The sequence below is a fragment of the Spirillospora sp. NPDC048819 genome (assembly GCF_040650055.1).
GTDB lineage: Bacteria > Actinomycetota > Actinomycetes > Streptosporangiales > Streptosporangiaceae > Spirillospora.
In genome coordinates, this window is the sequence record NZ_JBEZGN010000001.1 from 582,571 (window position 1) to 606,666 (window position 24,096).

Below are 24,096 nucleotides of genomic sequence, written 5' to 3' on the forward strand. Positions count from 1 at the left end.
TCGTCATCCCCGCCGGTCGCCGTCATTCCGTGGAGCGATCGTAGTCCTCCGGCCCGCCCGGTCTCCGCCTGTCGCGCGGGCCGGCGGTCACAGGCCGGCGGGCCGGGAGCCGATGACCCCGGCCTCCTCCAGGCCCTCGATCTCGCTCCGGCCGAGGCCGAGCTCCGCCAGGACCTCGTGGTTATGCCGGCCATAGAGCGGAGCCCCGCTCCGCACCCACCCGCCGGGCACGGTCCGGGACCCGAAGGGCAGTCCGGTCGTGAGGAACTCGCCCGCCACCGGATGCCGGACGCGCTCCCAGAACCCGCGGGCGTGCAGGTGCTCGTCGGTCAGCAGGTCGCTCGCGGGCGTCACCCGGGCGGACGGGACGCCCACCGCGCGGAGCGCCGCGACGGCGGCCTCGACGTCCATTCCCGCCGCCCAGGACGCGATGGCCTCGTCGACCTCCGCGGCGCGGGCGCGGCGCCCGTCCGGGGTCGCCAAGCCGGGGTCGCCGGCGAGGTCGGGGCGGCCCATGACGGCGGCGAGCGAAGGCCACTGCGCGTCCTCGGTCACGGCGATCGCGGCCCACTCGTCGGCCCCGGCCGTCTGGTACACGCCCTGCGGCGAGGCGCCCGGCCCGCGGTTGCCGTCGCGGCGCAGCGTGACGCCGCGGACGGCCTGCTCCAGCAGCGCCTCGGCCGCCACGTTGAGCGCGGCCTCGACCATCGTCCCCTCGACGTGCACGCCCCGACCGGTGACGTCGCGGCTCTCCAGCGCGATCACCGCCGCGAAGGCCGCGTGGAGGCCGGCGACCGGGTCGCAGACGCCGCGGGGGATGATCGGGGGGCCGTCCGGGTGCCCCGTCATCCACGCCATGCCGCTCGCCTGCTCCATCGTCTGGGCGAACCCGACCCTGTCCCGCCAGGGGCCGTCGAGCCCGAAGGCGGGCATCCGCACCATGCACGCGCGGGGGTTGGCCTCCGCCACGTCCGGCCATTCCAGCCCGAAGTTCGTCATCACGCGCGGCGAGAAGTTCTCGACGACCACGTCGCACGTCCCGATGAGCTTCAGGGCGATCTCGCGTGCCCGCGGGTTGCTCAGTTCGAGGCTGATCCCGCGCTTGTCGTTGTTGCTCGCGAGGAACACCGACCCCCATTCCCACCACTGGTCGACGCTCGGCGGCCGTCCACCGGAGAACCGCATGCCGTCCGGACGCCGCAGTCCCTCGATCTTGACGACGTCGGCGCCGAACGCCGCCAGCAGCTGGGTGGCGGTGGGACCGGCCCAGAAGGCCGTGAAGTCGGCGACCCGCACCCCGTGCAGCGGCCGCTGGTCCGCCGGCGCGCCCGGCCGCGCCGCGTGCTCGCGCGCCGGCCAGCGCACCTCGCCGGTGTCCCGGCCGAGTTCCGGCACCGTCCCCGGCGGGGCCGCCTCGAACGCGCTGGTCCGGTACGGGACCCGCGGCTGGAGATGTCCGAGCGCGTTCTTGACGAAGACGCCGCGCTCCCGGAACTGGTCGATCTCGGCCAGGGTCTCCGGCGTGCCGATCGGGGCCACCGGGATCCGCAGGGCGGCCGCGAGCTCCACGATCTCCGCGGTGGTCCTGGTGGCGGCCCAGGCGTGCACCATCTCCAGGAACTCGTCGCGCCGCCGCGTCCGGCCCACGAACGACGCAAGGTCGGCGTCGTCGAGCAGGTCCGCGCGATCGATCAGGACGAGGAAGTCCGCGAACTGCTGCGCGGTGATCGTGCAGAAGCCGACGAGGCCGTCGGCGGTGGGCACGATCGACGGCATCTCCAGGCTCCGGCCCGGCGGCGGTGCGTCCTCGCCGAGAACGCCGGCGGCGACGGCGCCGAGCCCGCCCATGGTGACGATCATGGCCTCGTAGATCGACACGTCGAAGACGTCGCCCCGCCCGGTCCGCCGGAGGCGGCGGACTCCGGCGGCGGCGGCGAACGCGGCGTACGCGCCCGCCACCCATTCGCCGATCCTGCCGCCGGCCTGCAGCGGCTCCTCGCCGGGCCAGCCGCGGCTCCCCGTCGAGCCGCACAGCGCCTGGAGGATGAACTCGTTGGCCTGGATCCCCTGGTCGACGTAGGGGCCTTCGGTGCCGAACGGGGTGATGCTGACGACGACGGTCTCGCCGCCGGCCGCCAGGAGGGACCGCACCCGCGCCAGGTCCCAGCCCCCCGTCCCGTCGACGATCACGACGTCCGCGCCCCGGACCAGGTCGCGGGCGGCGGGCGACTCCACGCCGTCCGGGACGACGGACCGCTTGCCCGCCGCCAGGAACTGGAACAGGGGCGCGTGCTCGCCAGGACCGAGGTCGAGATCCCCCGACGCGCTCCACGAGCGCAGCGGATCACCGGCCGCCGGCTCCAGCTTCACGACCTGCGCGCCGGCGTCGGCGAGCATCTTTCCGCAGTACGCGCCAGGGATGTTCCCGGTGCACTCCAGGACACGGACATCGGCGAACGGGAGAGGGCTGGGCATCGGTTCCTCGCAACGTAGACGTGATCTGGTTCTCTTCTGGCTCCCGGGCGCCGGCGCCGCGCGGGACGCCGGCGCCCGGTGAACCCTCAGTCGAGCCGGACGGCCGGCTCGCGTCCCGGGAGGGCGACGCCGTCGTCCCGGTACGCGAGCGTCGAATCGCGGTAGCGCGACGCGGCGGCGGCGAGCAGGAACCCGATGACGGAGGCGACCACGGCCACGACCGCGACGGTCTCCAGCCCCTGCTCGCTCAGGAAGGCCATGTCCCCCACCTTGATCTCACCGCGCGCCAGGAAGACGCCCGAGAAGGACGCGGCGACGCCCTGGAACGTCGTCCGGACCACGGCCTGCATGCCGACGGCCGCGCTGGTCTCGTCCTCCGGGACGCACTCGACGATGAGGGTCGGCAGCGCGCCGTAGCAGAACGTGACGGCGATCGAGCTGATGATCGTGAAGACGATGAAGCCGCCGACCGTGGTGTGCAGGTGGACGACGGACCAGAAGGCCCCCACGGACACCGCGGCCCCGATCATGATCGTCCTGGCGGCGCCGTACCGGCGGGATATCCGGCCGGGCAGCGGCGAGATCGTGAACCCGATGAGCGCGCCGAGGCCGCCCACCAGCCCCGTGACGGTGGCGGTCAGCCCGAGCCCGACCGGCAGCTCGATGGGGGCGCCGCCCGGCACGGGGATGTGCGTCGGGGTGCGCAGGACGGCCGTCGGCATGACCTGGCTGAGCCCGAAGACCCCGAAGGCGATGATCACCGTGGCGAGCATCCCGATCGCGAACTTGGGGTTGGCGAACCGCCGGACGTCCATCATCGGGTGCTCCACGCGCAGCTCCCAGAGCGTCCACAGGGCGAGCAGGACGAACCCGACGCCCAGGAAGCCGAGCGTCCGGGAGTCGGTCCACGTCCATTCGCTCGACCTGGTGACGCCGAAGAGGGTCGTGCCGATGGCCACCGAGAACAGCGCGGCGCCCAGGTAGTCGACCTTCCCGGGGTCGCTCTCCGCGGCGACGGACCGGGGGATGACGGCGCGGATCGCGAAGATCGCGAGCACGGCCAGGAGCACCGCCGTCCAGAAGATGTAGCGCCAGTCGAAGTGATCCAGGATGAAGCCGGACACGAGCATGCCCGACGCCCCGGCGATGAGCGCCGAGGCGCTGACGATGGCGATCCCGGTGGTGATCTTCTCCTTCGGCAGGATCTCCCGCGCCAGCCCGATCACCAGGGGCAGCACCGCGCCGGACACGCCCTGGAGGCCCCGGCCGAGGATCACGACCTCCAGGTTGGGGGCGACCGCGCTGACGATGGAGCCCACCGCCGAGATCAGCAGCACGATGTTGAGCACGCGGGTGCGGCCGAACTGGTCTCCCAGGCGACCGCACACGCCCGTGGCGGCCGCCGCCACCAGCATGTACGCGGTCACGATCCAGGTGAGCTTGCTGATGTCGGTGCCGAAGAAGGGGTGCTGGGCGTAGAGCAGCTGGACGGACATCGTGGTCTCGAATGCCGACACCGTCTCGGCGAGCACGAGCGCCGCGATCAGGAGGGCTGCGGACCGGGTCGTTCTGTCTCCGGGCATGGCCGTACCGACTTTCCGATGTGGGTGGGGGCGGTGTAGTCGGGGCCCGGCCGAGGTCCTCGCGCCCGACTTGGGGGCGTGCCGTCAGCGTCGTCGCCGGGCCGTTTGCCGTGGGCTGGATCACATTGAGGTGTGACTAATAGAACGCTGTTTCCCCGGGATCGTCAACCCTCCAGAGCGAAAGTTCCAGCAAGACCGAATGTATCCTGCGACCGTGCAAAGAACTTTAGACTCAGGGTCGAGACAGAAAACGCGCCCGGATGCGACGGGGGAAGTCGCATCCGGGCGCGTGCTCCCGGCCGGCGGGCGGATCAGCCGATCTTGGTGTCGCGGGACTCCCAGTAGGGGTCGCGCAGCCGCCGCTTGAGGGTCTTGCCCGACGGGTTGCGGGGGATCTCGGGGATCCGGTCGAAGCCCCGCGGGGTCTTGTAGGCGGCCATGTGCTCCCGGCAGAAGTCGCGCAGCTGCTCGTCCGTGACGGCGGCGCCGTCGTGTGACAGGACGATGGCGGCGTGGACGGATTCTCCCCACTCGTCGGAGGGGATGCCGAACACGGCCGCGTCCGCGACCGACGGATGGGAGGTCAGGACGGCCTCGATCTCCGCCGGGTAGATGTTCACCCCGCCCGAAATGATCATGTCGGTGCGGCGGTCGCAGATGTAGTAGAAGCCCTCTTCGTCGCGGTAGGCGATGTCGCCGACCGTGAGCCAGTCGCCGTGCCGGGCGTCCTGGAACTTGCCCTCGGCCTTGTAGTAGTCGTTGAAGGTGGAGGCGCCGCGCACGTACAGGTCACCGGCGACGTGCGGCTCCTCGACGGGCTGCCCGCCCTCGTCGAACAGCGCGATCTCGACACCGGGCGCCGCGCGGCCGCAGCTGCCGGGTTTGCGCAGCTGGTCCTCGGGACGCAGGATCGTGTCGACGCCGAGTTCGGTGGAGCCGTACACCTCGAACAGCGAGCCCTCGCCGACCTTGTCGACGTAGCGGCGCTTGAGCTCGAAGGGCCACGGCGCCGCGTTGGCGATCATGCGCCGCAGCGAGGAGAGGTCCCTGCGGCGGATCACCTCGTCCGGCAGGTCCACCACCCGGCGGATCGGCGTCGGGGCGGAGAACGTGGTCGTCACCCGGTGCCGTTCGACGAGGTCCAGCCAGCGCTCCGGGTCGAAGTCGCGCATGACGACGACGGTTCCGCCCATGAGCTGGACGATGAGCATGAAGCTCATCGGGCCGGAATGGTAGAGGGGACCGGTCGTGAGGTAGACGTCGCCGGGTTCGAAACCGATCTCGGTGACCAGCCCGAGCACCAGCGCAGGGTCCGGCTCGCCCCGCACGACGCCCTTGGGTTTGCCGGTCGTCCCCGACGTGTAGAACATCGAGGTTCCGGCGGCCGGATCGGTGCCGCGGACGGCCGGTTCGGTCACCGGGCTCGTCGCGGCCAGGGCGTCGAGCGAGGAGGCCCAGCCCGGCGCGTCCTCTGCCGCGCAGCCCCAGGCGAGCCAGGCGCGGACGTCGTCGACCTGCCGGGACGCCGCCTCCAGCTGGGGCGCCTGCTCGGCATCGAACACCACCAGGGCGGCGTCGGCGTTCTCGATGACGTAGGTCGTCTCCTCCGGGCTGAGCCGGTAGTTCAGCGGAACCCCGACGGCTCCGCACTTGCGCAGCGCCGCGATCAGCACGACGACCTCGGTGCTGTTGCGGCCGCACCACACGACCTTCGTGCCCGCCCGGACGCCGTGGTCGCCCAGCAGGTTGGCGTACCGGTTCACCATCGCGTTGAACTCGGCGTAGGTCAGGCGCCGGTCGTCCTCGATGAGCGCGGTCTTGGACGGGGCGGCGGCGGCCAGCGCGGCCAGCGGGTCCTCGACGGGTTCGGTCATGGTCTTCGACCTCCTGGTCGCCGGTTCGGGCGGACGCGTCGCCGCGGCCGCGCTTCACGGGCGCGCTTCACGGCGCGCTTCACATGGGACGCTGTGCCAGGGCGCGTTCCAGCCGCTGCTGTGCGCGGGCCGCCTGCCGGGCGCGGTAGGCGATCGGCATGTAGCGGACGCGTTCGGGGAGCAGCGGCGTGCTCCGCCCGATGACCTGCCCGGCCAGGCGCAGCCGGCGCTCGTCCGACGCGGTCCAGGTCAGCCCGAGCTTCTCGCGCGCCGCGGCGGGGAGGGTGCCGATCGTGATGAGCCGTCCGAGCCGCCCGCCGGCCATGCTCAGTGGGGCGACCGCCGGCCGGAGCGGTTTCGGGACGTTCGGCGGGACCCGGCCCATCTGACCGAGGACCTCGTGGGCGACCTTGTGCGGGACGAGCGTGTTGGCCACCATGTCGTCGAAGTAGTCCCAGTAGTCGGGGATGCTCGCCGGCAACATGCGTTCGGGCACCTGGAGGATCCTGCCGAGCTGGAGGAACTCGTCGAAGATCCGCTGTTCCTCCTCCTTGTTCAGCGGGGCGGGAGCGAAGTACCTCGCCGCGGTGACGGCGGCGTAGAAGCCGGTGAGGTGCACCCACGCCCATGGTTCGGCCGACAGTGCGTGGTGCCGGCGTCCCTCTTCGTCGACGGCGCTGAGCGGCTTGTGCATCTCGCGGAGCCGCCTGCCCTCCTCGATGGCGGTCCGTCCCCCGTAGACCCAGGTCTGCACGGAGGCGAAACTGCGCGCCGCGCGTCCGAGCGGGTCGGTGCGGAAGCTCGACAGCCGGTCGACCACGGTGCCGATCGCCGGATGCATCACCTGCAGAATGAAGACGCCGTTGCCCGCGATCGCCGACGTGTAGAGCCCCATCTGCTCCCACATCAGCGAATCCGGTCCGAACGGGACGGGCTCCTCGCGGCGTTCCCGTTCGCCCGGTGGACTGGCGGGCATCCCTTCGGCCACCGTCATGTGCGCAACCTCCTGACGCGAACGACTCACGTTCCCAGTGGAACGCGAATAAGTAGTCGCTTACAAGTCGCGTTCGGCAACACGTCGCCGATAGCCCGCTGACCTGGGCCTTCACCCCGCAGATTTCTTTCCGGAACCCGTTCGCGCCGCAGGGGCGGACGCATCCCGGGCGCCGCCACTCGCGTTCTGCGGGTTCGAGCGGCGGCGCCTGCGGGCTGCGGGCGGGCGTTCACACGAAGAAGATGAGCTGGGCGGCGATGAGGACGTCGATCACGCCGCACCATAGGGCGTAAGAGCGGAGCACGACCTTGTCGAGCTTGAGGTGGACGAGGTCCCAGATGCCGTGCAGGAACCAGCCGGCCGCCACGATGTAGCGGCCCGCCTCCGGGTCGGCGATCAGGCCGGCCAGCGCCACGGCGCCGAAGCCGATCATGGCAAGTGCCTGTGCCTGGAGCTCGCCCGACCGGAACAGCCGCCCGTCGGCGGCGCCCCAGACGAGGACGGCCAGGGCCACGGCCGCGGCGACGCCGGCCGGGTCGACGACGTCCACCGCCTCCAGGGCGGTGAAGGAGACGAGCAGGACGGCGAGCACCGCCCACGTCCCCCGGCGCCACTGGAACTTCGCGACCAGCAGGTACAGCAGGGGCAGGAGGACGAACGCCTGCGCCAGGGACGTGACCTGCGCGCCGGTGTCGCCGCCGCCGCCCCAGGTGGCCGCGCTCATCGCGACGGCGAGGGCCGTGGGCCAGAGATACCGGGCGGCGGTGCCGATTCTGGACGTGGGCCGCGCTTCCGTACCCGGCGCGGCGGTGCCGATCTCAGACATGGGCCGCACTCCCGTACTCGGAGCGGCGGCGGAGCATGAGCAGGAACATCGCAGGCAGCATCACGACGTGCTCCAGGAGCATCAGCGAGCCGCCCGCGATCGCGCCCAGCCACAGCAGCGGGAACAGCAGGGCGAGCGGCGCGAACATGGCGGCCGTCATCTCCAGGGAACTCGCCCAGCCGTGACCGCGGTAGCGCATCCAGACGACCATTCCGATGGACATCTCGGCCGCCATCTCCACGGAGGCCCACTCGTCGCCGCTGGGGAACTCCAGCCCGGTGAGGGCCATGGCGCCCCGGACGGCGATGCCGAGGACGGCCATCCCGACGAACATCGCTGCGATCATTTCCAGGTAGTGGCGGAGGAAGTGCCGCCAGGCGATCGCCTGCGGGCGACCGGTGGTGGGTGTCGTCATGACCAGGTCCCTTCGATACGGGGGTCGGGTATCTTCGCGTTCAAGCCTGGTGGACGCCCGGAACAGCCGTCAGTGCCGGAACCGCACGGGAGAGCAGGAAATCGTCATGGGATCCGATGACATTCGTCATGCGCCGCCCGGATCCGGTGCGCACCGCGCGGACGGGGCCGCGGCGGGGCGCGAGCCGGGCCTGGAGCGTTTCCGCAGGCACGTCCGGTGGAGCCTGACCGCGACGTTCGCGATCTTCGTGGTCATGTTCGCCGAGGACTGGATCACGCATCCCGAGCTGGGCGTCCCGGGGCGCGCCCTGGCCGCGGCGGCACTGCTCCTCATGACCGTGGCGATGGTCGTGTTGTTCGGCCGGCGGCTGCCGTCCGCCGACGCGGACGGAGACGCGGACGCGGGCCTGCCCCCGCCGCCGGTGGCGTGGCTCGCCGCCGGGTGGGCGGCCGCGGTGCCGCTCGCGGTGATTCCGCTGGCGCTGCCCGGCCAGCGGCTGTGGTCGCTGGCGCCGGCGGTGATGGTGTCGGTCACCGCGACGTTCCTGCCGCCGGAGCGGCGGCGGCTCCTCATCGCCGCCGGGATCGTCGCCGCCGCGGCGGTCGGCGGGCTGGCGGGCGGCGCCACCGGCGACGGGTGGCGGTTCGCGACCGGGTTCCCGGCCGGGATGGTGGCCTTCACGGCGTGGACGACGCTCGGGGCACTGTGGGCGTGGGACGTCGCCGACCGGCTGAACCAGGGCCGCCGGATGGCCGCGGAGCTGGCGGTCAAGGACGAGCGGCTGCGCTTCGCCGCCGACCTGCACGACATCCAGGGCCATCACCTCCAGGTCATCGCGCTCAAGAGCGAGCTGGCCGCGCGGCTCGCCGACACCGACCCGGCGCGGGCCGCGGCGCAGATGACGGAGGTGCATCAGCTGGCGGTCGACGCGCTGAGCGACACCCGGGCCGTGGTGCAGGGGTACCGGCGCACCACGCTGGACGAGGAGCTCGCCAACGCGGCCAAGGTGCTGTCGGCCGCCGGCATCGAGACCCGCGTGGAACCCGGACACGACCCGGGGGCGGACCGGCTGCCGGACGCCTGCCGGCACCTGCTGGGGCTGGTGATGCGGGAGGCGACCACCAACATGCTGCGGCACAGCCGGGCGCGCAGCGCCACGGTCGGCTGCCGGGTGGCGGACGGCGCGGCCCGGGTGCGGGTGCGCAACGATGGGGCGGTGGACACGCCCGGGACGGGAACCGGCACCGGCCTGCGCACCCTCGCCGACCGGCTGGAACAGGCCGGCGGCAGGCTGACCTGGGAACACGACGGCGAGTGGTTCGAGCTGACCGGCTCGCTGCCGCTGCACGCGGAGGCGGGCGAGCGATGATCCGGCTGCTGATCGCCGACGACGAGGACCTGCTGCGCGGCGCGCTCGCGGCGCTGCTGGAACTGGAGGACGACCTGACCGTCGTCGCGGAGGCCGCGACCGGGACCGACGCCGTCGAGCTGGCCCGCCTGCACCGTCCCGACATCGCGGTGCTCGACCTGGAGATGCCGCCGGCGGACGGGCTGCACGCCGCCGGGCTCATCCGCGCCGAGCTGCCGACCCGGATCATCCTCGTCACCCGGCACGCCCGCCCGGGAGTGCTGCGCCGCGCGCTGACCGCCGGGGTCCAGGGGTTCGTGCCGAAGACCACGCCCGCGTCCCGGCTCGCCGAGATCGTCCGGGACGTCGCCGCGGGCCGCCGCTACGTCGACCCCGACATCGCCGCGTCCGCGCTGACCGAGAGCGACTGCCCGCTCTCCGGCCGGGAGCTGGAGGTGCTGCGCGCGTCCCGGACGGGAGCGTCGGTCAGCGAGATCGCCGCCGAGGTGCACCTCGCCCCCGGCACGGTCCGCAACTACCTGTCGTCGGCCATGACGAAACTGGGTGCGAGCTCGCGGCACGCCGCCGCGCACCGCGCCTGGGAAGAGGGCTGGATCTGATCACGCCCCTGGTCGCGGTCCCCTGCGTCACGGGCTCCGGGCCGCGCGCCTCCGGGTGTGGGCGGCGCGGTGGGCGGCCATGCGGACGGGCGCGTTGGCGGTGCCGTAGCCGGCATAGCCGGAAGAGCGCTGGACGAACTCGAAGAAGACCCGCGATCCCAGGATCTCGGTGCAGAGGTGGAAGTACTCGGCGTCGCCGTCGCGGTCGTAGAAGACGTCGTGCTCGCGCAGGGCGGCGAGCAGGGCCGGTTCGGGCGCGAGGCGGGCGTCCAGGTCGTCGTAGTAGTTGGCGGGGACGTTCAGGATCGGGGCGCCGCGGTCGCGCAGGGTCTGGGCGGTGCGGAAGATGTCGTCGGTGTGGAAGGCCACGTGCTGGGGGTCGGGGACGGCCGGAGCCCAGGAGCCGCGGCGCAGCACCGTCCCGTCGAGCAGGAGGCGCAGCCTGCGGCCGGGATCGGTGACGGCCCGGCTGCGGACCAGGCCGAAGGGCGCGGCGAGCTCGGCGTCGTGCTCGGGCTCGAGACCGAACAGCGAGCGGTAGAAGAGGGTCGCCTCGTCGAACGCGTCGAAGGGCTGCGACAGGGCGAGGTGGTCGATGGCGGTGACGCCGGCCCCTGCCGGTTCCGGCATGCCGGAGAGGATGAAGTCGCCGAGCCAGCCGTCCGGGGCGCCGGTCCGGCAGAAGAAGACGGCGGTGCCGTCGGGGGCGGCCACCGAGGTCAGGTCGGCCTCGGCCGCGCCGCGGGTCCGCGGCAGGACGGGGGCGAGCAGCGCGGTGGCGCGCCGCGCCGAGCGTCCGGGGTCGCCGGTCTCGACGGCGAACGCGCCGATGGCGGCCCGGGTCGCGCCGGTGGCATTGAGCACGACCCGGGCGTCGCCCTGTTGCCAGAGCTGCACCGGCTTGGACCGGTGCTGCCCGATGTGCGCGAAACCGGTGGCGGCGAGGGTCCGGGCCACCTCGGTGCCTGACTCGGCGTCGACCGCCAGTTCCACGAAGGCGAAGCCCTCCGGCGCGGATGCGGGTGCGGGCGGAGGCGGCGCGGCGCGTCCGCGGCGGGCCGCCGCCGCGGGGTCGTGGCGGACGAGTCCCTCCTCCAGCACGATCAGGGAACGCATCGCGTCGACGGCCGCGCGGCCGGGCGGCGCCTGCCGGAAGACGTCGTTGAAGACCTCCAGCGACAGCGGGCCCTGGTAGCCGGCCGCGAGCACCCGCGAAGTGAACCCGACGAGGTCGAAGGCGCCCTGCCCCGGGAAGAGCCGGTGGTGGCGGCTCCACTGGAGCACGTCCATGCGCAGGTGCGGGGCGTCGGCGAGCTGGAGGAAGAAGAGCTTCTCGGCGGGGAACTCCGCGATGCCCGCGATGTCGCCGCCGACGGACAGCACGTGGAAACTGTCGAGGCACAGCCCCAGCGCGGGATGGTCGGCCCGCAGGACGAGGTCCGCCGAACGCTCCCAGGTCCGGACGAACCTCCCCCAGGCCAGCGCCTCGTAGGCGACCCGGACCCCGTGGTCGGCGGCGACGCCGGCGAGGGCGCGCAGCCGCCGGGCGGCGAGGGCGTCGTCGTCGACGGCCTCGGGCGCGACCGACGAGCACACCAGGACGGTGCCGGCGCCGAGCCGCCGCGCCAGCTCGAACTTGTGCCCGGCCCTGCGCAGGTTGCGCCGGTGCAGTTCGTCCGGGACGGCCTCGAAGTCACGGAACGGCTGGTAGAGCTCGACGGTGAGGCCGAGGCCGGCGCAGCGTTCGGCGACCTGCTCGGGGCTCAGCGGACAGGCGAGAAGGTCGTTCTCGAAGATCTCGACGCCGTCGAACCCGGCGGCCGCGGCCGCGCTCAGCTTGTCCTCCAGCGTGCCCGACAGGCACACCGTCGCGATCGACCGTCGCACGTCCTTCCCTCCATTCCTGCGCAGGCCCGGGCAGCCGGGTCAGGGGGCGGTGGAGCGGATCGTCTTGAACAGCGCGGCCTGCTCGCCTTCGAGGTTCTCGCCGAAGTACTTCCTGGCCTTGTCGGCGAACGCGTTGCGGTCGACGTCCTCGACGATCGTGGGCTCGCCCTTGCTCTTCCACTCGGCGAGGATCTTCGCCTCGTCCGCCTCGATGCACTTCCGGTTGGCGGTGCGGGTGTCCGAGACGGCCTTCTGCAGGGCCTTCTGCTGCTCGGGACTGAGCTTCTTCCAGCTCTCCTCGTTGATGACGATGAGCTGGGAGCCGGTCTGGTGGCCGGTCAGGCTGACATGGGTCTGGACCTCGTCGAGGCTCTTCTCCGCGATCGTCGGGATCGGGTTCTCCTGCCCGTCGATGGTCTTGCGCTGGAGGCTCAGGTACAGCTCCTCGAACGCGACGGCGGTGGGCGTGGCGCCGACCGCCTTGGCGTTCTCCAGGTAGATCTTGGAGTCGGGGAACCGCATGCGCAGGCCCTTGAGGTCCTCGGGCTTGCGGATCGGCTTGTTGGCGGTGAAGTGCCGCATCCCGAAGTACCAGACGTCCAGCACGCGGGTGCCGGTCGCCTTGGCGAACTCCGCCTTCAGGCCGGCGCCCTCCTGCCCGTCGAAGAAGGTGAACAGGTGGTCCGGCCCGTTGAACGCGTAGGCCATGTCCAGGACGCCGATGGGGGCGTAGCTCCCGGCCAGCGCGGACGAGCCCTGCACGTCCATGTCGAGGTCGCCGGACCTGACGGAGGTGAAGCGCGTGTCGTCGTTGCCGAGCTGGCTGTTGGGGAACGTCTCGACCTTCACGCCGATGTCCTGGCCGTTGACAGCGTCGGCGACGGCCTTGATGCCGCAGCGGGTGTGCGGATGGTTGTCGGTGTAGCTGTTGGCGAAGGACAGGGTGACGTCTCCTCCGTCGTCTCCGCTGTTCATCGCGCTGCAGCCGGACGCCAGAACGGCCGTGGCGGTCAGGGCCAGCAGCGTCTTGCGGGGGGTTTTCGGCATCTGCCTTGCTCCTCACGGGGGTGGGGGTGTCGGGTCGTGGGTGGGGACGGCCCGGGTGCCGCTACAGGCCGAGCAGCCGGGGCAGGAAGGTGACGATCCCGGGGACGAAGGTCACCAGCATCAGGACGACCAGGAGCGGGAGCAGGAACGGAAGGGTGCCGCGGAAGACCTCGTGGACCGGCATCCGCGCGACGGGGCTCATGACGTACAGCACCGCGCCGATCGGCGGGGTGAGCAGGCCGATCATCAGGTTCATGATGATGATCACGCCGAAGTGCATCGGGTCGACGCCGAACTCGGCGGCGATCGGCAGCAGGATCGGGACCGTGATCACCAGGACCGAGATGCCCTCCAGGATGGCGCCCAGCAGGATCATCAGCAGGTTGACCAGCAGCAGGAAGACGATGGTGTTGTCGGTGAGGCCGAGCATCGTCTCGGAGATCTTCTGGGGGATCCGCTCCCGGGCGAGGATCCAGGCGAGCAGCCCGGAGGCGCCGACGATCAGGGTGATCGACGCCGTGGTCGCGGCGGTCTCCCGGGCTATGTCGAACAGGTCCCGCCAGGTGATGCGGCGGTAGACGGCGCCGAGGACGAGCACGTAGGCGGCCCCCACCGCCGCGGCCTCGGTGGGGGTGAACACCCCGCCGAGGATCCCGCCGAGAATGATCACCGGTGCGCCCAGCGGGCCGAGGACGCGCAGTCCCGTGCGGCGGAGCGTCCCCCAGGAGAAGGGCTCGCCGCGCAGGCCGCTCTGGCGGCGCACCAGGAAGTAGACCATGACGGCCAGGCCCGCCGCCATGAGGAACGCGGGCGCGACGGAGGCGGCGAACAGCGCCCCCGTCGAGACTCCGGCGATGCCGGCGTAGACGACCGCGGGGATGCTCGGCGGCATGACCGGTCCGAGGAGGCTGGAGGAGGCGCTGATGCCGACGGCGAACCGGGGCGAGTAGCCGTTGCGGACCATCGCGGGCACCTCGACCTTGCCGAGGCCGGCGGCGTCGGCGAGCGCCGAGCCGCTCATCCAGGAGAACCCCAGGCTCACGCCGATGTTGACGTAGCCGAGGCTGCCCTTGACGCGGCCGACGGCGGCGAGCGCGAACTCGAACAGCCGGTCGGCGATGCCCGCGTGGTTGGCGACGACGCCGAGCAGGATGAACAGCGGGACGGCCAGCAGCGGGAAGCTGTTGACCGCCTCGGTGGCCTGCCGGACGCTCAGCCCCGCCGAGTACCCCTCCAGGGAGACGTAGGTGAGGCACGGGCCGAGCAGCGCGAACGCGACGGGGACGCGCAACAGCAGGAGGGCGGCGATGGCCGCGCCGAGTAGCACCATGCTCATGTCGGCTGCCGGTCCTCTCGGTTGTCGGGACCGGCCTGGCCGCCTTCGGCGGTCGGGTCCGTCTCGTCCGTGTCGTCCGCCTCGGGTTCCGGCCGGAAGACGGCGACGATCGAGCGGACGGTGGTCAGGAGCAGTCCGGCGAGCGGGATGACGTAGAAGAAGCGCATCGGCATGCCGAGCGCGGGCGAGGCCTGCGAGTCGCCGTTCGCGACCAGGACCCACGCCTCGTAGAGGAGGTTGAGGCAGACGATCGCGACGGTGATGTTGGCCGCGGCGCAGACGATGCGCAGCAGCCGGGGCCCGGCCACGATGTCGACGAGTTTCAGGGTGATGTGGCTGTCGCGGGCCGCGAGGTAGCCCGACATGGCGAAGGTGAGCCAGACGAAGCTGAACCGCGCGAGTTCGCCGGTCCAGACCCATCCGCCGGCGGGCAGGTAGCGCTGCGCGGCCTGGAGCAGCATCAGGACGCCGATCACGGCGAGCAGGACGCTGCCGGTGATCGCCTCGGCCAGGGACAGCGCCCGCAGGACGCGACCGGGCCGGCGGCCCGTGGGCACGGTGGCGGCAGGGGTCATCGGAGGTCCTCCCCCCAGTCGGAGAGATCGATCCAGGATTTGCCGGGAGCCGTCCGGGCCTCGGCGAAGGCGCGCTCGGCCTGGCGCGGGGGCACGCCCGGCCGCAGCAGCCCGGCCAGCCGGGGAGCCGCACCGGCGACCGCCGCGACGGTCGCGGCGAAGTCGTCCGGATGGTCGTAGATGAGGGAGCCGCGCACCTGGAGCTGCCGCCGCGTCAGCTCCATCGTCGACAGCCCGACCGGTTCGCTGCTCATGCCGATCACCATGACGGTCCCGCCGGTGGCGACCTTGTGGGCGGACGTCTCCCAGGCGGCGGGGACTCCGGCGGTGTCGAAGACGAACGGGAAGTGACGCTCGTCCTCGGCGCCGGGGCCGGGCGCGACGGCCCGGGCCCCGATCCGCTCGGCGACCGCGACCCGGTCGGCCCGGGGGTCGGTGACGGACACGCGGGCTCCGGCCTCCAGGAGCGATAGGCAGGTGAGGAGACCCTGTGACCCGGCGCCGACGACCAGGCACTCGGTACCGGGGCCCACACCGGCGCGGCGCACCGCCGACCGGGCGACCGCGAACGGCTCGACGCAGGCCGCGGTCTCGGCGCCGACCGGGGACGGCAGCGGCCAGGCGAACCGCGCGGGGACCGCGACGCGTTCGGCGAGCAGCCCCGGGACCGTGATGCCGGGGCTGAGCCTGCGCTCGCAGCCGGAGGTCAGGCCGCGCAGGCACGGCGGGCAGGAGAAGCAGCAGTAGTTGGGCTCGATCACCACGTCCTGTCCGACGTGCCGGTCGTCGACGGCCGAGCCCAGGGCGACGATCCGTCCGCCGCCCTCGTGGCCCGGCACCCAGGGCAGGGTGGGCGTGGGGCGGGTGCCGTCGTGGACGGCGAGGTCCGATCCACACAGGCCGACCGCGCTCATCGCGACGACCACGTCGTGGGGTCCGGGTTCCGGTTCCGCCCAGGAGTCGACGACCTCGGTGCGCCGGGGTTCCGTCAGGACGATTGCCCGCATGTGATCCGTTCTTCGCGCAGGTGTGGCCGAGGTCGCTGTGACCCCCGCCACATTTCTCGAATGTGCCGTTGACCCTAAAATCGGTGGTCGAGCCATGGCAAGCGGTTGCCAAAACTTTCCATCACGGAAAAACTGGGGCCCCCGGCGGGCCGAGCGGAGGGTGGGCGAGTGGCAGAGGGACGAGCGGGCGGCGGACGGCCGACGATCTACCACGTGGCGAAGGAGGCCGGGGTGTCGCCGTCCACGGTGTCGCGTGCGATGTCCAACCCCGGACGCGTCAACGCCGCGACCGCGGCCCGCGTGGCCGAGGTCGCCGCCCGCCTCGGTTACCGCACGAACACCTTGGCCAGGGCGCTGCCGTCCGGCCGGACCGACACCCTCGCGCTGTTCGTCTCCGACATCACCAACCCCCACTTCTTCGGGGTCATCCGCGGCGCCGAGCACCAGGCGCGCGCCGCGGGCTGCACGCTCATCGTCGGCGACACCGAGGAGTCACCCGAGGTCGAGGCGCGCAACATCGAACGGCTCGGGCCGTCCGTCGACGGGTTCGTCATCGCGGCGAGCCGCATGTCCGACGAAGAGATCACGAAGCTGTCGGCAGGGCACCGCCTCACCCTGATCAGCCGGCAGGTCGCCGACGTGCCCAGCGTCATCGTCGACCACGCCGAGGGCACCCGCCAGATCGTCGAGCACCTCGCCTCGCTGGGGCACCGCTCGATCGTGTTCCTCGGCGGGCCGCCCCGCTCCTGGCTGGGCGCACGCCGCTGGAAGTCACTGGCCGCAGCCGCAGGCCGGCACGGCATCTCGACCCGGCGGATCGGGCCCTTCCCCCCGACCGTCGCCGGCGGCGCCGCCGCCGCGGACGCCGCGCTCGGCACGGGCGCCACCGCCGCCGTCGCGCACAACGACCTGCTCGCCATCGGCGTCCTGCGCCGCTGCGCCGAACGGGGCGTGGCCGTGCCCGCGGACATCAGCGTCGTCGGCTATGACGACATCTTCGGCGCGGACTTCTGCTCTCCGCCGCTGACCACCCTCGCCGGCCAGTTCGAGGAGTCCGGCCGCACCGCCGTCGACATGCTCCTGGCCATGCGCGACCGCGACGGCATCCGCCCGGCCCGCGACATGGTCGTCCTCCCCTCCCACCTCGCCATCCGCCACTCCACCGGCCCAACCCCCCGCTGACCACGGGCCCGCCCGCCAGGTGCCGCGCCGACTGCCTGGAGGCCATTTTCGTCAAATTAAGCCGCGTCGGGCGGCGTGGACGCCTGCCTGGAATCTGGTGCGGGCGTTGAGCGTGCGCAGGAGGCGGGCGACGTGCCGGCTGACCGTGCGCGCGCCCATTCCGGTGTGGCGGGCCACTGCTTCGTCTTTGAGGCCGGCTGCGAGCAGGGTGAGCAGATGCCGGTCGGCATCGGACAAACGCGGCCAGACATCGTGCGCCCCGGACTGGTCGTCGACGTGCAGTGGTGTGGCCTGTTCCCAGCAGGTGTTGAACACGCCGATGAGAATGTCGAGGAGCGTCGAAGGGCGGATGAGCGCGGTGATGCCGGGTTCATCGCCCTGCAGCGGCATCAACGCCATTTCGTCGTCCACGATGACGAGTTTGGCGGGCGGATTCTCCAGAATGCGGGCGCGTTCACCAATTCCGGAGTCGTGCCGGGCCATTTCGAGTCGTTCGGGGATGGCGAGGGCCTCCGGGGTGTAAATGACCCTGTATTCCACGCCGCTGGCGAGCCGCTCGCGTTCGATCTCGTTCGGGCGGGCCGGATCGACGGCGTAGGGCGGCTTGTCGATCGCCTTGATCTGCTCGACCGCGCCGCGCTGGACCTGCTCGTACCGCTGCACCACCGCGTCCAGGCCGTCGATGATCTCCACGAGCTTCTGGGGGTTCGTGCGCTGCTCGGCGGCCAGAAGGTCGCCGCTGAGGCGCTTGGCCTCGATGCGGGCGCGGATGAACTCCGTCTCCCGCCGGCGTATCAGCGTCTCGACGACGGCGTCCGGCGGATAGGGGACGTACGTCGGGTCGGCGGAGGCGTTCACGCCGACCATGCCGAGAGCCTCGAGTTCCACGAGAAGCCCCGTCAGCCGGGGCCGGGGCTCGCCCGACAGTTGCGTCAACTCGCCCAGCGTGCTGCCGGGGTTGTGCAGCAGCGCCGTGTAAAGGATCTGCTGCGAGGCGGTGACACCGAGAGCCGCGAATGGATTCTCACCGGCTGAGCCCACGGGGAACATGGACGGGATTATCCAGCAAGGGACGTGAAGCGGCCAGGCCTTCGCGGATCATTCGATCTCAACGGCCATGCGCGAGTGGCATTGATGGCGGAAAACGACACCGGCGATAACTCGCCAGAACGCGGCCGGGTGGAGGGTTCCTCACCCTGCGCAAAGACATTTACCTTTGCCGCACCCCCACCCCCTAGGAGAGAACCATGTCTCACAGACGCGTCTTGCGCGTCGCCGTGCTTTCCGTCGGCGCGCTGTGCCTGGCGGGCACTCAGGGCGTCGCGGCGGCCCAGCCGGACCCGGCGGCGCCGGCGCCGTACTCCGCGGCGGCCGCCGCGGACGTGCCGCCGGCCATGCTGAAGGCGATGCAGCGCGACCTCGGCCTCACCGAAGCGCAGGCGAAGGAGGCGCTGGTCAACCAGTTCGACGCCGGCGTCACCGCCGGCAAGCTGCGGCTGAGGCTCGCCGGGAGCTTCGCCGGAAGCTGGGTCAGCGGCAAGACCGGCGCGACGCTGCACGTCGCCACCTCCGACCCCGCCGAGGCGGGCGAGATCGCCGGCCACGGCGCCCGCGCGAAGGTCGTCGACCACAGCCTCACCGAGCTCACCGCCGCGAAGGCCCGGCTGGACCGTGCCGCCGAGCGGAGCGCGCCGGCCGACTCCCCGGTCTGGTACGTGGACGTCCGCAGCAACCGGATCGTGGTGCTGAGCTCCGCGCCCGCGAAGGCGCGCGACTTCGTGGCGGCCGCAGGCGTCGACGCCGGCAAGGTCACCGTCCAGCGCTCGGACGTCCGGCCCCGCACCTACTACGACCTGCGAGGCGGCGACGCGTACTACATGAACGGCTCGGGCCGCTGCTCGGTCGGCTTCCCGGTCACGCGGGGCGGGCAGGGCGGCTTCGTCACCGCCGGGCACTGCGGCCGGCCCGGCACCACCACCAGCGGATACAACCAGGTCCAGCAGGGCAGCTTCCAGGGCTCCACGTTCCCCGGCAGCGACTACGCCTGGGTGGCGGCCAACAGCAGCTGGACGCCGACCGCCCGGGTGAACGGCTACGGCCAGGTCCAGGACCGGGCCGTGACCGGTTCGACCGTGGCGCAGGCCGGATCGCCGGTGTGCCGCTCCGGCTCCACCACCGGCTGGCACTGCGGGACGATCCAGCAGCTCAACACCAGCGTCACGTATCCGCAGGGCACCGTCTCCGGGGTGACCCGGACGAACGTGTGCGCCGAACCCGGCGACTCGGGCGGGTCGTTCATCGCCGGCACGCAGGCGCAGGGCATGACGTCCGGCGGTTCCGGCAACTGCTCCAGCGGCGGCACGACGTTCTTCCAGCCGGTCAACGAGGCGCTCCAGGTGTACGGCCTGACGCTGTTCACCGGCGGTTCCGATGACCCGCCGGACGACCCGCCGGACGACCCGCCGAGCGGCACCTGGGCGGTGGGCACCGTCTACCAGGTCGGGGACGTCGTCATCTACAACGGCGCCAGCTACCGGTGCCTCCAGGCCCACCAGGCGCAGGCCGGCTGGACGCCGTCCAACGTGCCGGCGCTGTGGCAGCGCATCTGAGGACGGGAGCCGCCCGGCCCCAGTGACCGACGGCGCCCGGCACCGCTGACCGGGTACGCCGTCCCACCGGACCTTCCCCCGGCACCACCGCCGGGGGAAGGTCCGCGTTCATCACCGCGTGCCTTCGAGGAGCGACGCGTGACCCAGGCAGGCGTCAAGGTTCCGCCGCAGGGTGACGGCGTCGTCGGCGAGCGCGCTGATCACCACGGCGTCGTCGCCGAGGGACAGCGTCGCCGCGTCGGCGGCCGGCGGGCGCGGAGATCCGCCGGGCGGCGCGTCCGGATCGACGAGCAGTGCGCTGCCCACCGCCCGGTGGCCACCGGTCACGGCGGGGCCCGCCCAGCCGGGGGCGCCCGGGCCGAACGCGAGTTCCTGGTCGTAGAGGGGCTGGCCGGCGAGGGTGACGCGCAAGCGCTGGCGCACGGCCCCCGGCCTCTCTCCGTGGCGGCCGAGGATGAGTTCCTCCCGGGCGAGCAGACGGGCGCCCGGGCCGAGGTCGATACGGGTCGCGGCCCGGTGGTCGCAGTTCCGGGCGGCGATGACCGGCCGCGGCAGCCACAGCAGCGTTCCGCGTTCGGCCACGTGAACGTGCACGTCCGAGTACGAGGGTTCGCCGTGCGGGCCGGGCAGCGCGAGCGTGGCCGACACGCCTTGGAGGACGAGGGCGGCGCCGGGGCCGACCTCCACGTCCAGCCGGAACCGGTCGCCCCCGATGGGCCCCGCCGTCGCGGCGGCGAGCGCGACGTGCACCGCGCCGCCCGGAACGCGGGGGCGGGCCGTCGAGGGGCGGGCCGCGATGGTGGGACGAAGGACCAGCGGCGCCTCGGACCGCAGCCGGCCGATCCGGCTCCGGTCCCCTTCGGCGGTCACCGAGAGGCGGGCGTGCGCCCGCATCACCGGACCGGTACGGCGGCGAGCCGCTGCCGCACCCAGGCGGCGACGTCTGCCGCGGCCGGATCCCCCGTCAGCGAGGTGAACAGGACGGGCAGTTCGCCGCGTAGGGCGCGGGCGTCCCGGTCCATCACGGTGAGGTCCGCGCCGACCTGGGGAGCGAGGTCGGTCTTGTTGATGACCAGCAGGTCCGACGTGCCGACGCCGGGCCCGCCCTTGCGCGGCACCTTGTCGCCGCCGGCGACGTCGATGACGAAGATCTGGTGGTGGACGAGGCCCCGGCTGAACGTCGCGGTCAGGTTGTCGCCGCCGCTCTCCAGCAGGACGAGGTCGAGCGGCGGCAGCCGCGCCTCCAGTTCCTCGACGGCGTCGAGGTTCGCGGAGATGTCGTCGCGGATCGCGGTGTGCGGGCACGCGCCGGTCTCCACCGCGCGGATCCGTTCGGCGTCGAGGACGGCGTTGCGCAGCAGGAAGTCGGCGTCCTCGGTCGTGTAGATGTCGTTGGTGACGACGGCCAGCGACAGTTCCGCCGACAGTGCCCGGCACAGCGCCGCGACCAGGGCGGTCTTGCCGGAGCCGACCGGCCCGCCGATGCCGACGCGCAGCGCGCGGCCCGGCCGGCGGGGCAGGTCGCCGGCGCGGTCCGCTTGCGCGTGGTGATGGTCGTGTCGTTCAGGACGCAAAGAGACGCACCTCCCAGGTGGCGTGGCATTCGGCGGAGATCTCCAGCAGCGGGGCGGCCGCCGACGGCAGGTCGGCCGGCGCCGCATGCGCGGTGCGCGCCGCATCGCCGGCGGCCTCGGCGATCCGCGGTGCGAGCGTGGCGACGGCCGCGTGCACGGCGAACGGGTCGAGGCCGAGCAGCCGGACCGCCGCGGTCGCCGGGCCGAGGACGGCCTCGTGGGCGGCGGCGAACGCGGCGGCGTCCGGTCCGAGCCCGCCCGCCGCCGCCACCGTCCCGAGGGCGATCGGGTGGTGGGGACCGTGCGCGGGGTCGGCGGACGGGGCCGGGTCGTCCAGCCGCGGGTGCGGCCAGACGGTGCGGCCCGCGCGCAGAAGCTGGCGGCCCAGGCGGCGCGACACGGTCCGCAGCACCGGTGAAGGTGTCCTGGCCTCGAACTCGCTATCCAGTTCGGACAGTGGGCGGCTGTCGTGGAACGCGGCACAGGCTGCGGCGGCGAACGCGGCGGACACCCGGCCCGTCGTCGCCAGGCGTCCGCGCAGGAACTCCGACAGCGTCACGACGTCGGCCACGCCGTGCAGCGCCGCGGCCGCCTCCAGGCCGCCGGAGTGGGCATGGCCGCCGGACGGGAAACGGCCGTCGGCGAACATGAGCAGGGTCGGCAGCGCGGCGTCTCCGCCGGTCACACCGGTTACGCCGGTCACGCTGGCCGCGGCGGCCATCAGAACAGGAAGTACCGCTGCGCCATCGGCACCTCGGCGGCGGGTTCGTGGTCGATCAGCTCGCCGTCGACCCGCACGCTGTAGGTGTCGGGGTCCACCTCGATCCGCGGCGTCGCGGTGTTCTCCGGCAGGTCGCGTTTGCCGCGGCCCCGGACGTCGTCCACCGCGACGAGTTTCCGGCGGATGTCGAGCCGTCCGGCGAGACCGTCCTCGATCGACGCGGGCGACACGAACGCGACGGAACCGGCCGTCGCGGCCGGGCTGCGGACGTTGTACCCCATCCGGTTCAGCACGGGCTGCGGGGTGGGGATGGACGCGTTCGGATCGCCGAGCGCGGCGCAGGCGGCCATGCCCGCCTTGAGCACGACCGTCGGCCGCACGCCGAACAGCGCGGGCTGCCACAGCACCAGATCCGCCAGCTTGCCCGGCTCGACGGACCCGATCTCGCCGTCGAGCCCGTGGGCCACGGCCGGGCAGATCGTGTACTTCGCAACGTACCGACGGGCCCGGTGGTTGTCGGCGCGCCCGTCGCCGGGCAGCGCGCCGCGCAGCCGCTTCATCTGGTGCGCGGTCTGCCAGGTGCGGGTCACGACCTCGCCGATCCGGCCCATCGCCTGCGCGTCCGACGACATGATGGACAGCGCGCCGATGTCCTGAAGGACGTCCTCCGCGGCGATGGTGGTCGGCCGCACCCGGCTCTCGGCGAACGCGAGGTCGTTGGGGACCTGCGGGTTCAGGTGGTGGGCGACCATGACCATGTCGAGCGCCTCGGCCACCGTGTTGCGGGTGAACGGGCGGGTCGGGTTCGTCGAGGCCGGGAGCACGTGCGGCTCACCGGCGATCCGGATGATGTCGGGCGCGTGGCCGCCGCCGGCGCCCTCGGTGTGGAACGCGTGGAAGGGGCGGCCGCGCACCGCGGCGAGCAGGTCCTCGACGAATCCCGCCTCGTTGAGCGTGTCGCTGTGGATGGCGACCTGCACCCCGGCCTCGTCGGCGACCGTCAGCGCGGCGTCGATCGCGGCCGGTGTCGCGCCCCAGTCCTCGTGCACCTTGAAGCCGCCCGCGCCGGCCCGCAGCTGCTCCCACAGCGCCTCAGACGAGACGGTGTTGCCGCGCGCGAGGAACAGCACGTTCACCGGCCACGGCTCGCACGCCTCCAGCATCCGCTCCAGCCACCAGGCGCCGGGCGTGGTCAGCGTCGCCTTCGACCCCTCGGCGGGCCCGGTGCCGCCGCCGACGAACGTCGTCGTGCCCGCGGCGAGCCCCACCTCGAAGGTGGCCGGGTCGACGAAGTGGACGTGCGTGTCGATCGTGCCGGCCGTCAGGATCATCCCGTTGCCGGCCGTGACCTCGGTGGACGGGCCGATCACCAGGTCGGGGTGCACGCCGTCCATCGTGTCGGGGTTGCCCGCCTTGCCGAGTGCGACGATCCGGCCGTCCCGGATCCCGACGTCGGCCTTCACCACGCCCCAGTGGTCGAGGACGACCGCGCCGGTGATGACCAGGTCCGGGGTGCCCTCGGCGCGGGTGGCGCACGACTGGCCCATCGACTCCCGGATCGACTTGCCACCGCCGAAGACGGCCTCGTCGCCGCCCCCGCAGCGGTCCTCCTCCACCTCGATGAACAGGTCGGTGTCGGCGAGCCGGATCCGGTCGCCGGTCGTCGGCCCGAACGACGCGTCGTACTCCCGCCGGCCGATCTCACCCATCGAGCGCACCCCCGCACAGTCCCCGCAGTCCCCGGACGACGCGGCGGCCCGCGATGGGGATCAGCTCGACCTCCTCGGCGGCACCGGGCTCGAACCGCACCGAGCCGCCGGACATGATGTTCAGCCGCAACCCCCAGGCCGCTTCGCGGTCGAACTCCAGCGCGGCGTTGGCCTCCGCGAAGTGGAAGTGCGACCCCACCTGGATCGGACGGTCCGCGGTGTTCTCCACCCGCAGCACGGTGACCGGGCTGCCGTCGTTGATCACCACCGGGTCGTCGCCGTGCAGCACCTCGCCGGGGATGAGCGGTTCGTCG

General features: G+C 72.7%; 21 protein-coding genes. 4 read left to right on the forward strand and 17 right to left on the reverse strand.

What is annotated here, in order from left to right:
- Positions 1-87: 87 nt before the first annotated feature.
- The 6 genes from AB0C35_RS02795 to AB0C35_RS02820 form a co-directional block, all read right to left on the reverse strand.
- Positions 88-2,475, reverse strand: coding sequence for a CoA transferase (locus tag AB0C35_RS02795; protein WP_358449705.1), 2,388 nt, complete (start codon positions 2,473-2,475; stop codon positions 88-90).
- 86 nt (positions 2,476-2,561) lie between these two features.
- Complete coding sequence (locus AB0C35_RS02800) at positions 2,562-4,058, reverse strand: MFS transporter (protein ID WP_358449707.1); 1,497 nt, start codon at positions 4,056-4,058, stop codon at positions 2,562-2,564.
- A 311-nt stretch (positions 4,059-4,369) separates the two neighbouring features.
- Positions 4,370-5,932 (reverse strand): AMP-binding protein, encoded by a 1,563-nt coding sequence (locus AB0C35_RS02805; protein WP_358449709.1) that lies wholly within the window; start codon positions 5,930-5,932, stop codon positions 4,370-4,372.
- A 79-nt stretch (positions 5,933-6,011) separates the two neighbouring features.
- The gene (locus AB0C35_RS02810; protein WP_358449711.1) at positions 6,012-6,926 is read right to left on the reverse strand and encodes an oxygenase MpaB family protein; all 915 of its coding nucleotides are present in this window, start codon (positions 6,924-6,926) and stop codon (positions 6,012-6,014) included.
- A gap of 229 nt (positions 6,927-7,155) precedes the next feature.
- Positions 7,156-7,752 (reverse strand): hypothetical protein, encoded by a 597-nt coding sequence (locus tag AB0C35_RS02815; RefSeq protein WP_358449713.1) that lies wholly within the window; start codon positions 7,750-7,752, stop codon positions 7,156-7,158.
- Positions 7,745-8,167, reverse strand: coding sequence for a hypothetical protein (locus tag AB0C35_RS02820; RefSeq protein ID WP_358449715.1), 423 nt, complete (start codon positions 8,165-8,167; stop codon positions 7,745-7,747). Before AB0C35_RS02820 ends, AB0C35_RS02815 begins: the two co-directional genes overlap by 8 nt.
- Before the next feature lie 106 nt (positions 8,168-8,273).
- Between AB0C35_RS02820 and AB0C35_RS02825 the strand changes: the two genes are divergently transcribed.
- Together AB0C35_RS02825 and AB0C35_RS02830 are read left to right on the forward strand one after the other, a co-directional pair.
- Positions 8,274-9,536 carry a histidine kinase gene (locus tag AB0C35_RS02825; protein WP_358449717.1) on the forward strand — a complete coding sequence of 421 codons (1,263 nt, stop codon included), beginning with the start codon at positions 8,274-8,276 and terminating at the stop codon, positions 9,534-9,536.
- Positions 9,533-10,135, forward strand: a complete 603-nt coding sequence (locus tag AB0C35_RS02830) for a response regulator transcription factor (RefSeq protein ID WP_358449719.1) — start codon at positions 9,533-9,535, stop codon at positions 10,133-10,135. The genes AB0C35_RS02825 and AB0C35_RS02830 overlap by 4 nt, the downstream gene beginning before the upstream one ends.
- A 27-nt stretch (positions 10,136-10,162) precedes the next feature.
- Here the strand turns inward: AB0C35_RS02830 and AB0C35_RS02835 are convergent, their stop codons facing one another.
- The 5 genes from AB0C35_RS02835 to AB0C35_RS02855 form a co-directional block, all read right to left on the reverse strand.
- A complete protein-coding gene (locus AB0C35_RS02835; protein WP_358449721.1) occupies positions 10,163-12,022 on the reverse strand; it encodes a TIM barrel protein in 1,860 nt (619 codons plus the stop codon).
- 39 nt (positions 12,023-12,061) lie between these two features.
- Complete coding sequence (locus AB0C35_RS02840; RefSeq protein ID WP_358449723.1) at positions 12,062-13,069, reverse strand: DctP family TRAP transporter solute-binding subunit; 1,008 nt, start codon at positions 13,067-13,069, stop codon at positions 12,062-12,064.
- A 61-nt stretch (positions 13,070-13,130) separates the two neighbouring features.
- Positions 13,131-14,405 carry a TRAP transporter large permease gene (locus tag AB0C35_RS02845; RefSeq protein WP_358449725.1) on the reverse strand — a complete coding sequence of 425 codons (1,275 nt, stop codon included), beginning with the start codon at positions 14,403-14,405 and terminating at the stop codon, positions 13,131-13,133.
- Complete coding sequence (locus AB0C35_RS02850) at positions 14,402-14,980, reverse strand: TRAP transporter small permease (protein WP_358449727.1); 579 nt, start codon at positions 14,978-14,980, stop codon at positions 14,402-14,404. The genes AB0C35_RS02845 and AB0C35_RS02850 overlap by 4 nt, the downstream gene beginning before the upstream one ends.
- A complete protein-coding gene (locus AB0C35_RS02855) occupies positions 14,977-15,987 on the reverse strand; it encodes an alcohol dehydrogenase catalytic domain-containing protein (RefSeq protein WP_358449729.1) in 1,011 nt (336 codons plus the stop codon). The genes AB0C35_RS02850 and AB0C35_RS02855 overlap by 4 nt, the downstream gene beginning before the upstream one ends.
- A gap of 168 nt (positions 15,988-16,155) precedes the next feature.
- On the opposite strand from AB0C35_RS02855, the gene AB0C35_RS02860 reads away from it, so the two are divergent.
- Positions 16,156-17,169 carry a LacI family DNA-binding transcriptional regulator gene (locus AB0C35_RS02860; RefSeq protein WP_358449731.1) on the forward strand — a complete coding sequence of 338 codons (1,014 nt, stop codon included), beginning with the start codon at positions 16,156-16,158 and terminating at the stop codon, positions 17,167-17,169.
- Between the two features lie 51 nt (positions 17,170-17,220).
- Here AB0C35_RS02860 and AB0C35_RS02865 read toward each other — a convergent pair whose 3' ends face one another.
- On the reverse strand, positions 17,221-18,219 hold the full coding sequence (locus AB0C35_RS02865) for a LuxR C-terminal-related transcriptional regulator (RefSeq protein WP_358449733.1): 999 nt from the start codon (positions 18,217-18,219) through the stop codon (positions 17,221-17,223).
- 197 nt (positions 18,220-18,416) lie between these two features.
- On the opposite strand from AB0C35_RS02865, the gene AB0C35_RS02870 reads away from it, so the two are divergent.
- Positions 18,417-19,778, forward strand: a complete 1,362-nt coding sequence (locus AB0C35_RS02870; protein WP_358449735.1) for a carbohydrate-binding protein — start codon at positions 18,417-18,419, stop codon at positions 19,776-19,778.
- A gap of 111 nt (positions 19,779-19,889) precedes the next feature.
- On the opposite strand, the gene AB0C35_RS02875 is transcribed toward AB0C35_RS02870, so the two are convergent.
- The 5 genes from AB0C35_RS02875 to AB0C35_RS02895 are packed head-to-tail and all read right to left on the reverse strand — an operon-like array spanning position 19,890 to position 24,071.
- The gene (locus tag AB0C35_RS02875) at positions 19,890-20,672 is read right to left on the reverse strand and encodes an urease accessory protein UreD (RefSeq protein WP_358449737.1); all 783 of its coding nucleotides are present in this window, start codon (positions 20,670-20,672) and stop codon (positions 19,890-19,892) included.
- Complete coding sequence (ureG, locus tag AB0C35_RS02880) at positions 20,672-21,298, reverse strand: urease accessory protein UreG (RefSeq protein ID WP_358449871.1); 627 nt, start codon at positions 21,296-21,298, stop codon at positions 20,672-20,674. Before ureG ends, AB0C35_RS02875 begins: the two co-directional genes overlap by 1 nt.
- Before the next feature lie 43 nt (positions 21,299-21,341).
- Positions 21,342-22,073 carry an urease accessory UreF family protein gene (locus tag AB0C35_RS02885; protein WP_358449739.1) on the reverse strand — a complete coding sequence of 244 codons (732 nt, stop codon included), beginning with the start codon at positions 22,071-22,073 and terminating at the stop codon, positions 21,342-21,344.
- A complete protein-coding gene (locus AB0C35_RS02890; protein WP_358449741.1) occupies positions 22,073-23,782 on the reverse strand; it encodes an urease subunit alpha in 1,710 nt (569 codons plus the stop codon). Before AB0C35_RS02890 ends, AB0C35_RS02885 begins: the two co-directional genes overlap by 1 nt.
- Positions 23,775-24,071, reverse strand: coding sequence for an urease subunit beta (locus AB0C35_RS02895; RefSeq protein WP_358449873.1), 297 nt, complete (start codon positions 24,069-24,071; stop codon positions 23,775-23,777). The genes AB0C35_RS02890 and AB0C35_RS02895 overlap by 8 nt, the downstream gene beginning before the upstream one ends.
- Positions 24,072-24,096: the final 25 nt, after the last annotated feature.

Excerpts from the sequence above, each read along its gene's own strand:
- AB0C35_RS02815 (WP_358449713.1), bottom strand. The coding sequence starts at position 7,752 with ATGTCTGAGATCGGCACCGCCGCGCCGGGTACGGAAGCGCGGCCCACG.
- AB0C35_RS02850 (WP_358449727.1), bottom strand. The coding sequence starts at position 14,980 with ATGACCCCTGCCGCCACCGTGCCCACGGGCCGCCGGCCCGGTCGCGTC.
- AB0C35_RS02875 (WP_358449737.1), bottom strand. The coding sequence starts at position 20,672 with ATGCGGGCGCACGCCCGCCTCTCGGTGACCGCCGAAGGGGACCGGAGC.
- AB0C35_RS02885 (WP_358449739.1), bottom strand. The coding sequence starts at position 22,073 with ATGGCCGCCGCGGCCAGCGTGACCGGCGTAACCGGTGTGACCGGCGGA.
- AB0C35_RS02865 (WP_358449733.1), bottom strand. The coding sequence starts at position 18,219 with ATGTTCCCCGTGGGCTCAGCCGGTGAGAATCCATTCGCGGCTCTCGGT.
- AB0C35_RS02795 (WP_358449705.1), bottom strand. The coding sequence starts at position 2,475 with ATGCCCAGCCCTCTCCCGTTCGCCGATGTCCGTGTCCTGGAGTGCACC.
- AB0C35_RS02845 (WP_358449725.1), bottom strand. The coding sequence starts at position 14,405 with ATGAGCATGGTGCTACTCGGCGCGGCCATCGCCGCCCTCCTGCTGTTG.
- AB0C35_RS02810 (WP_358449711.1), bottom strand. The coding sequence starts at position 6,926 with ATGACGGTGGCCGAAGGGATGCCCGCCAGTCCACCGGGCGAACGGGAA.
- AB0C35_RS02840 (WP_358449723.1), bottom strand. The coding sequence starts at position 13,069 with ATGCCGAAAACCCCCCGCAAGACGCTGCTGGCCCTGACCGCCACGGCC.
- AB0C35_RS02805 (WP_358449709.1), bottom strand. The coding sequence starts at position 5,932 with ATGACCGAACCCGTCGAGGACCCGCTGGCCGCGCTGGCCGCCGCCGCC.
- AB0C35_RS02830 (WP_358449719.1), top strand. The coding sequence starts at position 9,533 with ATGATCCGGCTGCTGATCGCCGACGACGAGGACCTGCTGCGCGGCGCG.
- AB0C35_RS02825 (WP_358449717.1), top strand. The coding sequence starts at position 8,274 with ATGGGATCCGATGACATTCGTCATGCGCCGCCCGGATCCGGTGCGCAC.
- AB0C35_RS02855 (WP_358449729.1), bottom strand. The coding sequence starts at position 15,987 with ATGCGGGCAATCGTCCTGACGGAACCCCGGCGCACCGAGGTCGTCGAC.
- AB0C35_RS02870 (WP_358449735.1), top strand. The coding sequence starts at position 18,417 with ATGTCTCACAGACGCGTCTTGCGCGTCGCCGTGCTTTCCGTCGGCGCG.
- AB0C35_RS02800 (WP_358449707.1), bottom strand. The coding sequence starts at position 4,058 with ATGCCCGGAGACAGAACGACCCGGTCCGCAGCCCTCCTGATCGCGGCG.
- AB0C35_RS02820 (WP_358449715.1), bottom strand. The coding sequence starts at position 8,167 with ATGACGACACCCACCACCGGTCGCCCGCAGGCGATCGCCTGGCGGCAC.
- AB0C35_RS02890 (WP_358449741.1), bottom strand. The coding sequence starts at position 23,782 with ATGGGTGAGATCGGCCGGCGGGAGTACGACGCGTCGTTCGGGCCGACG.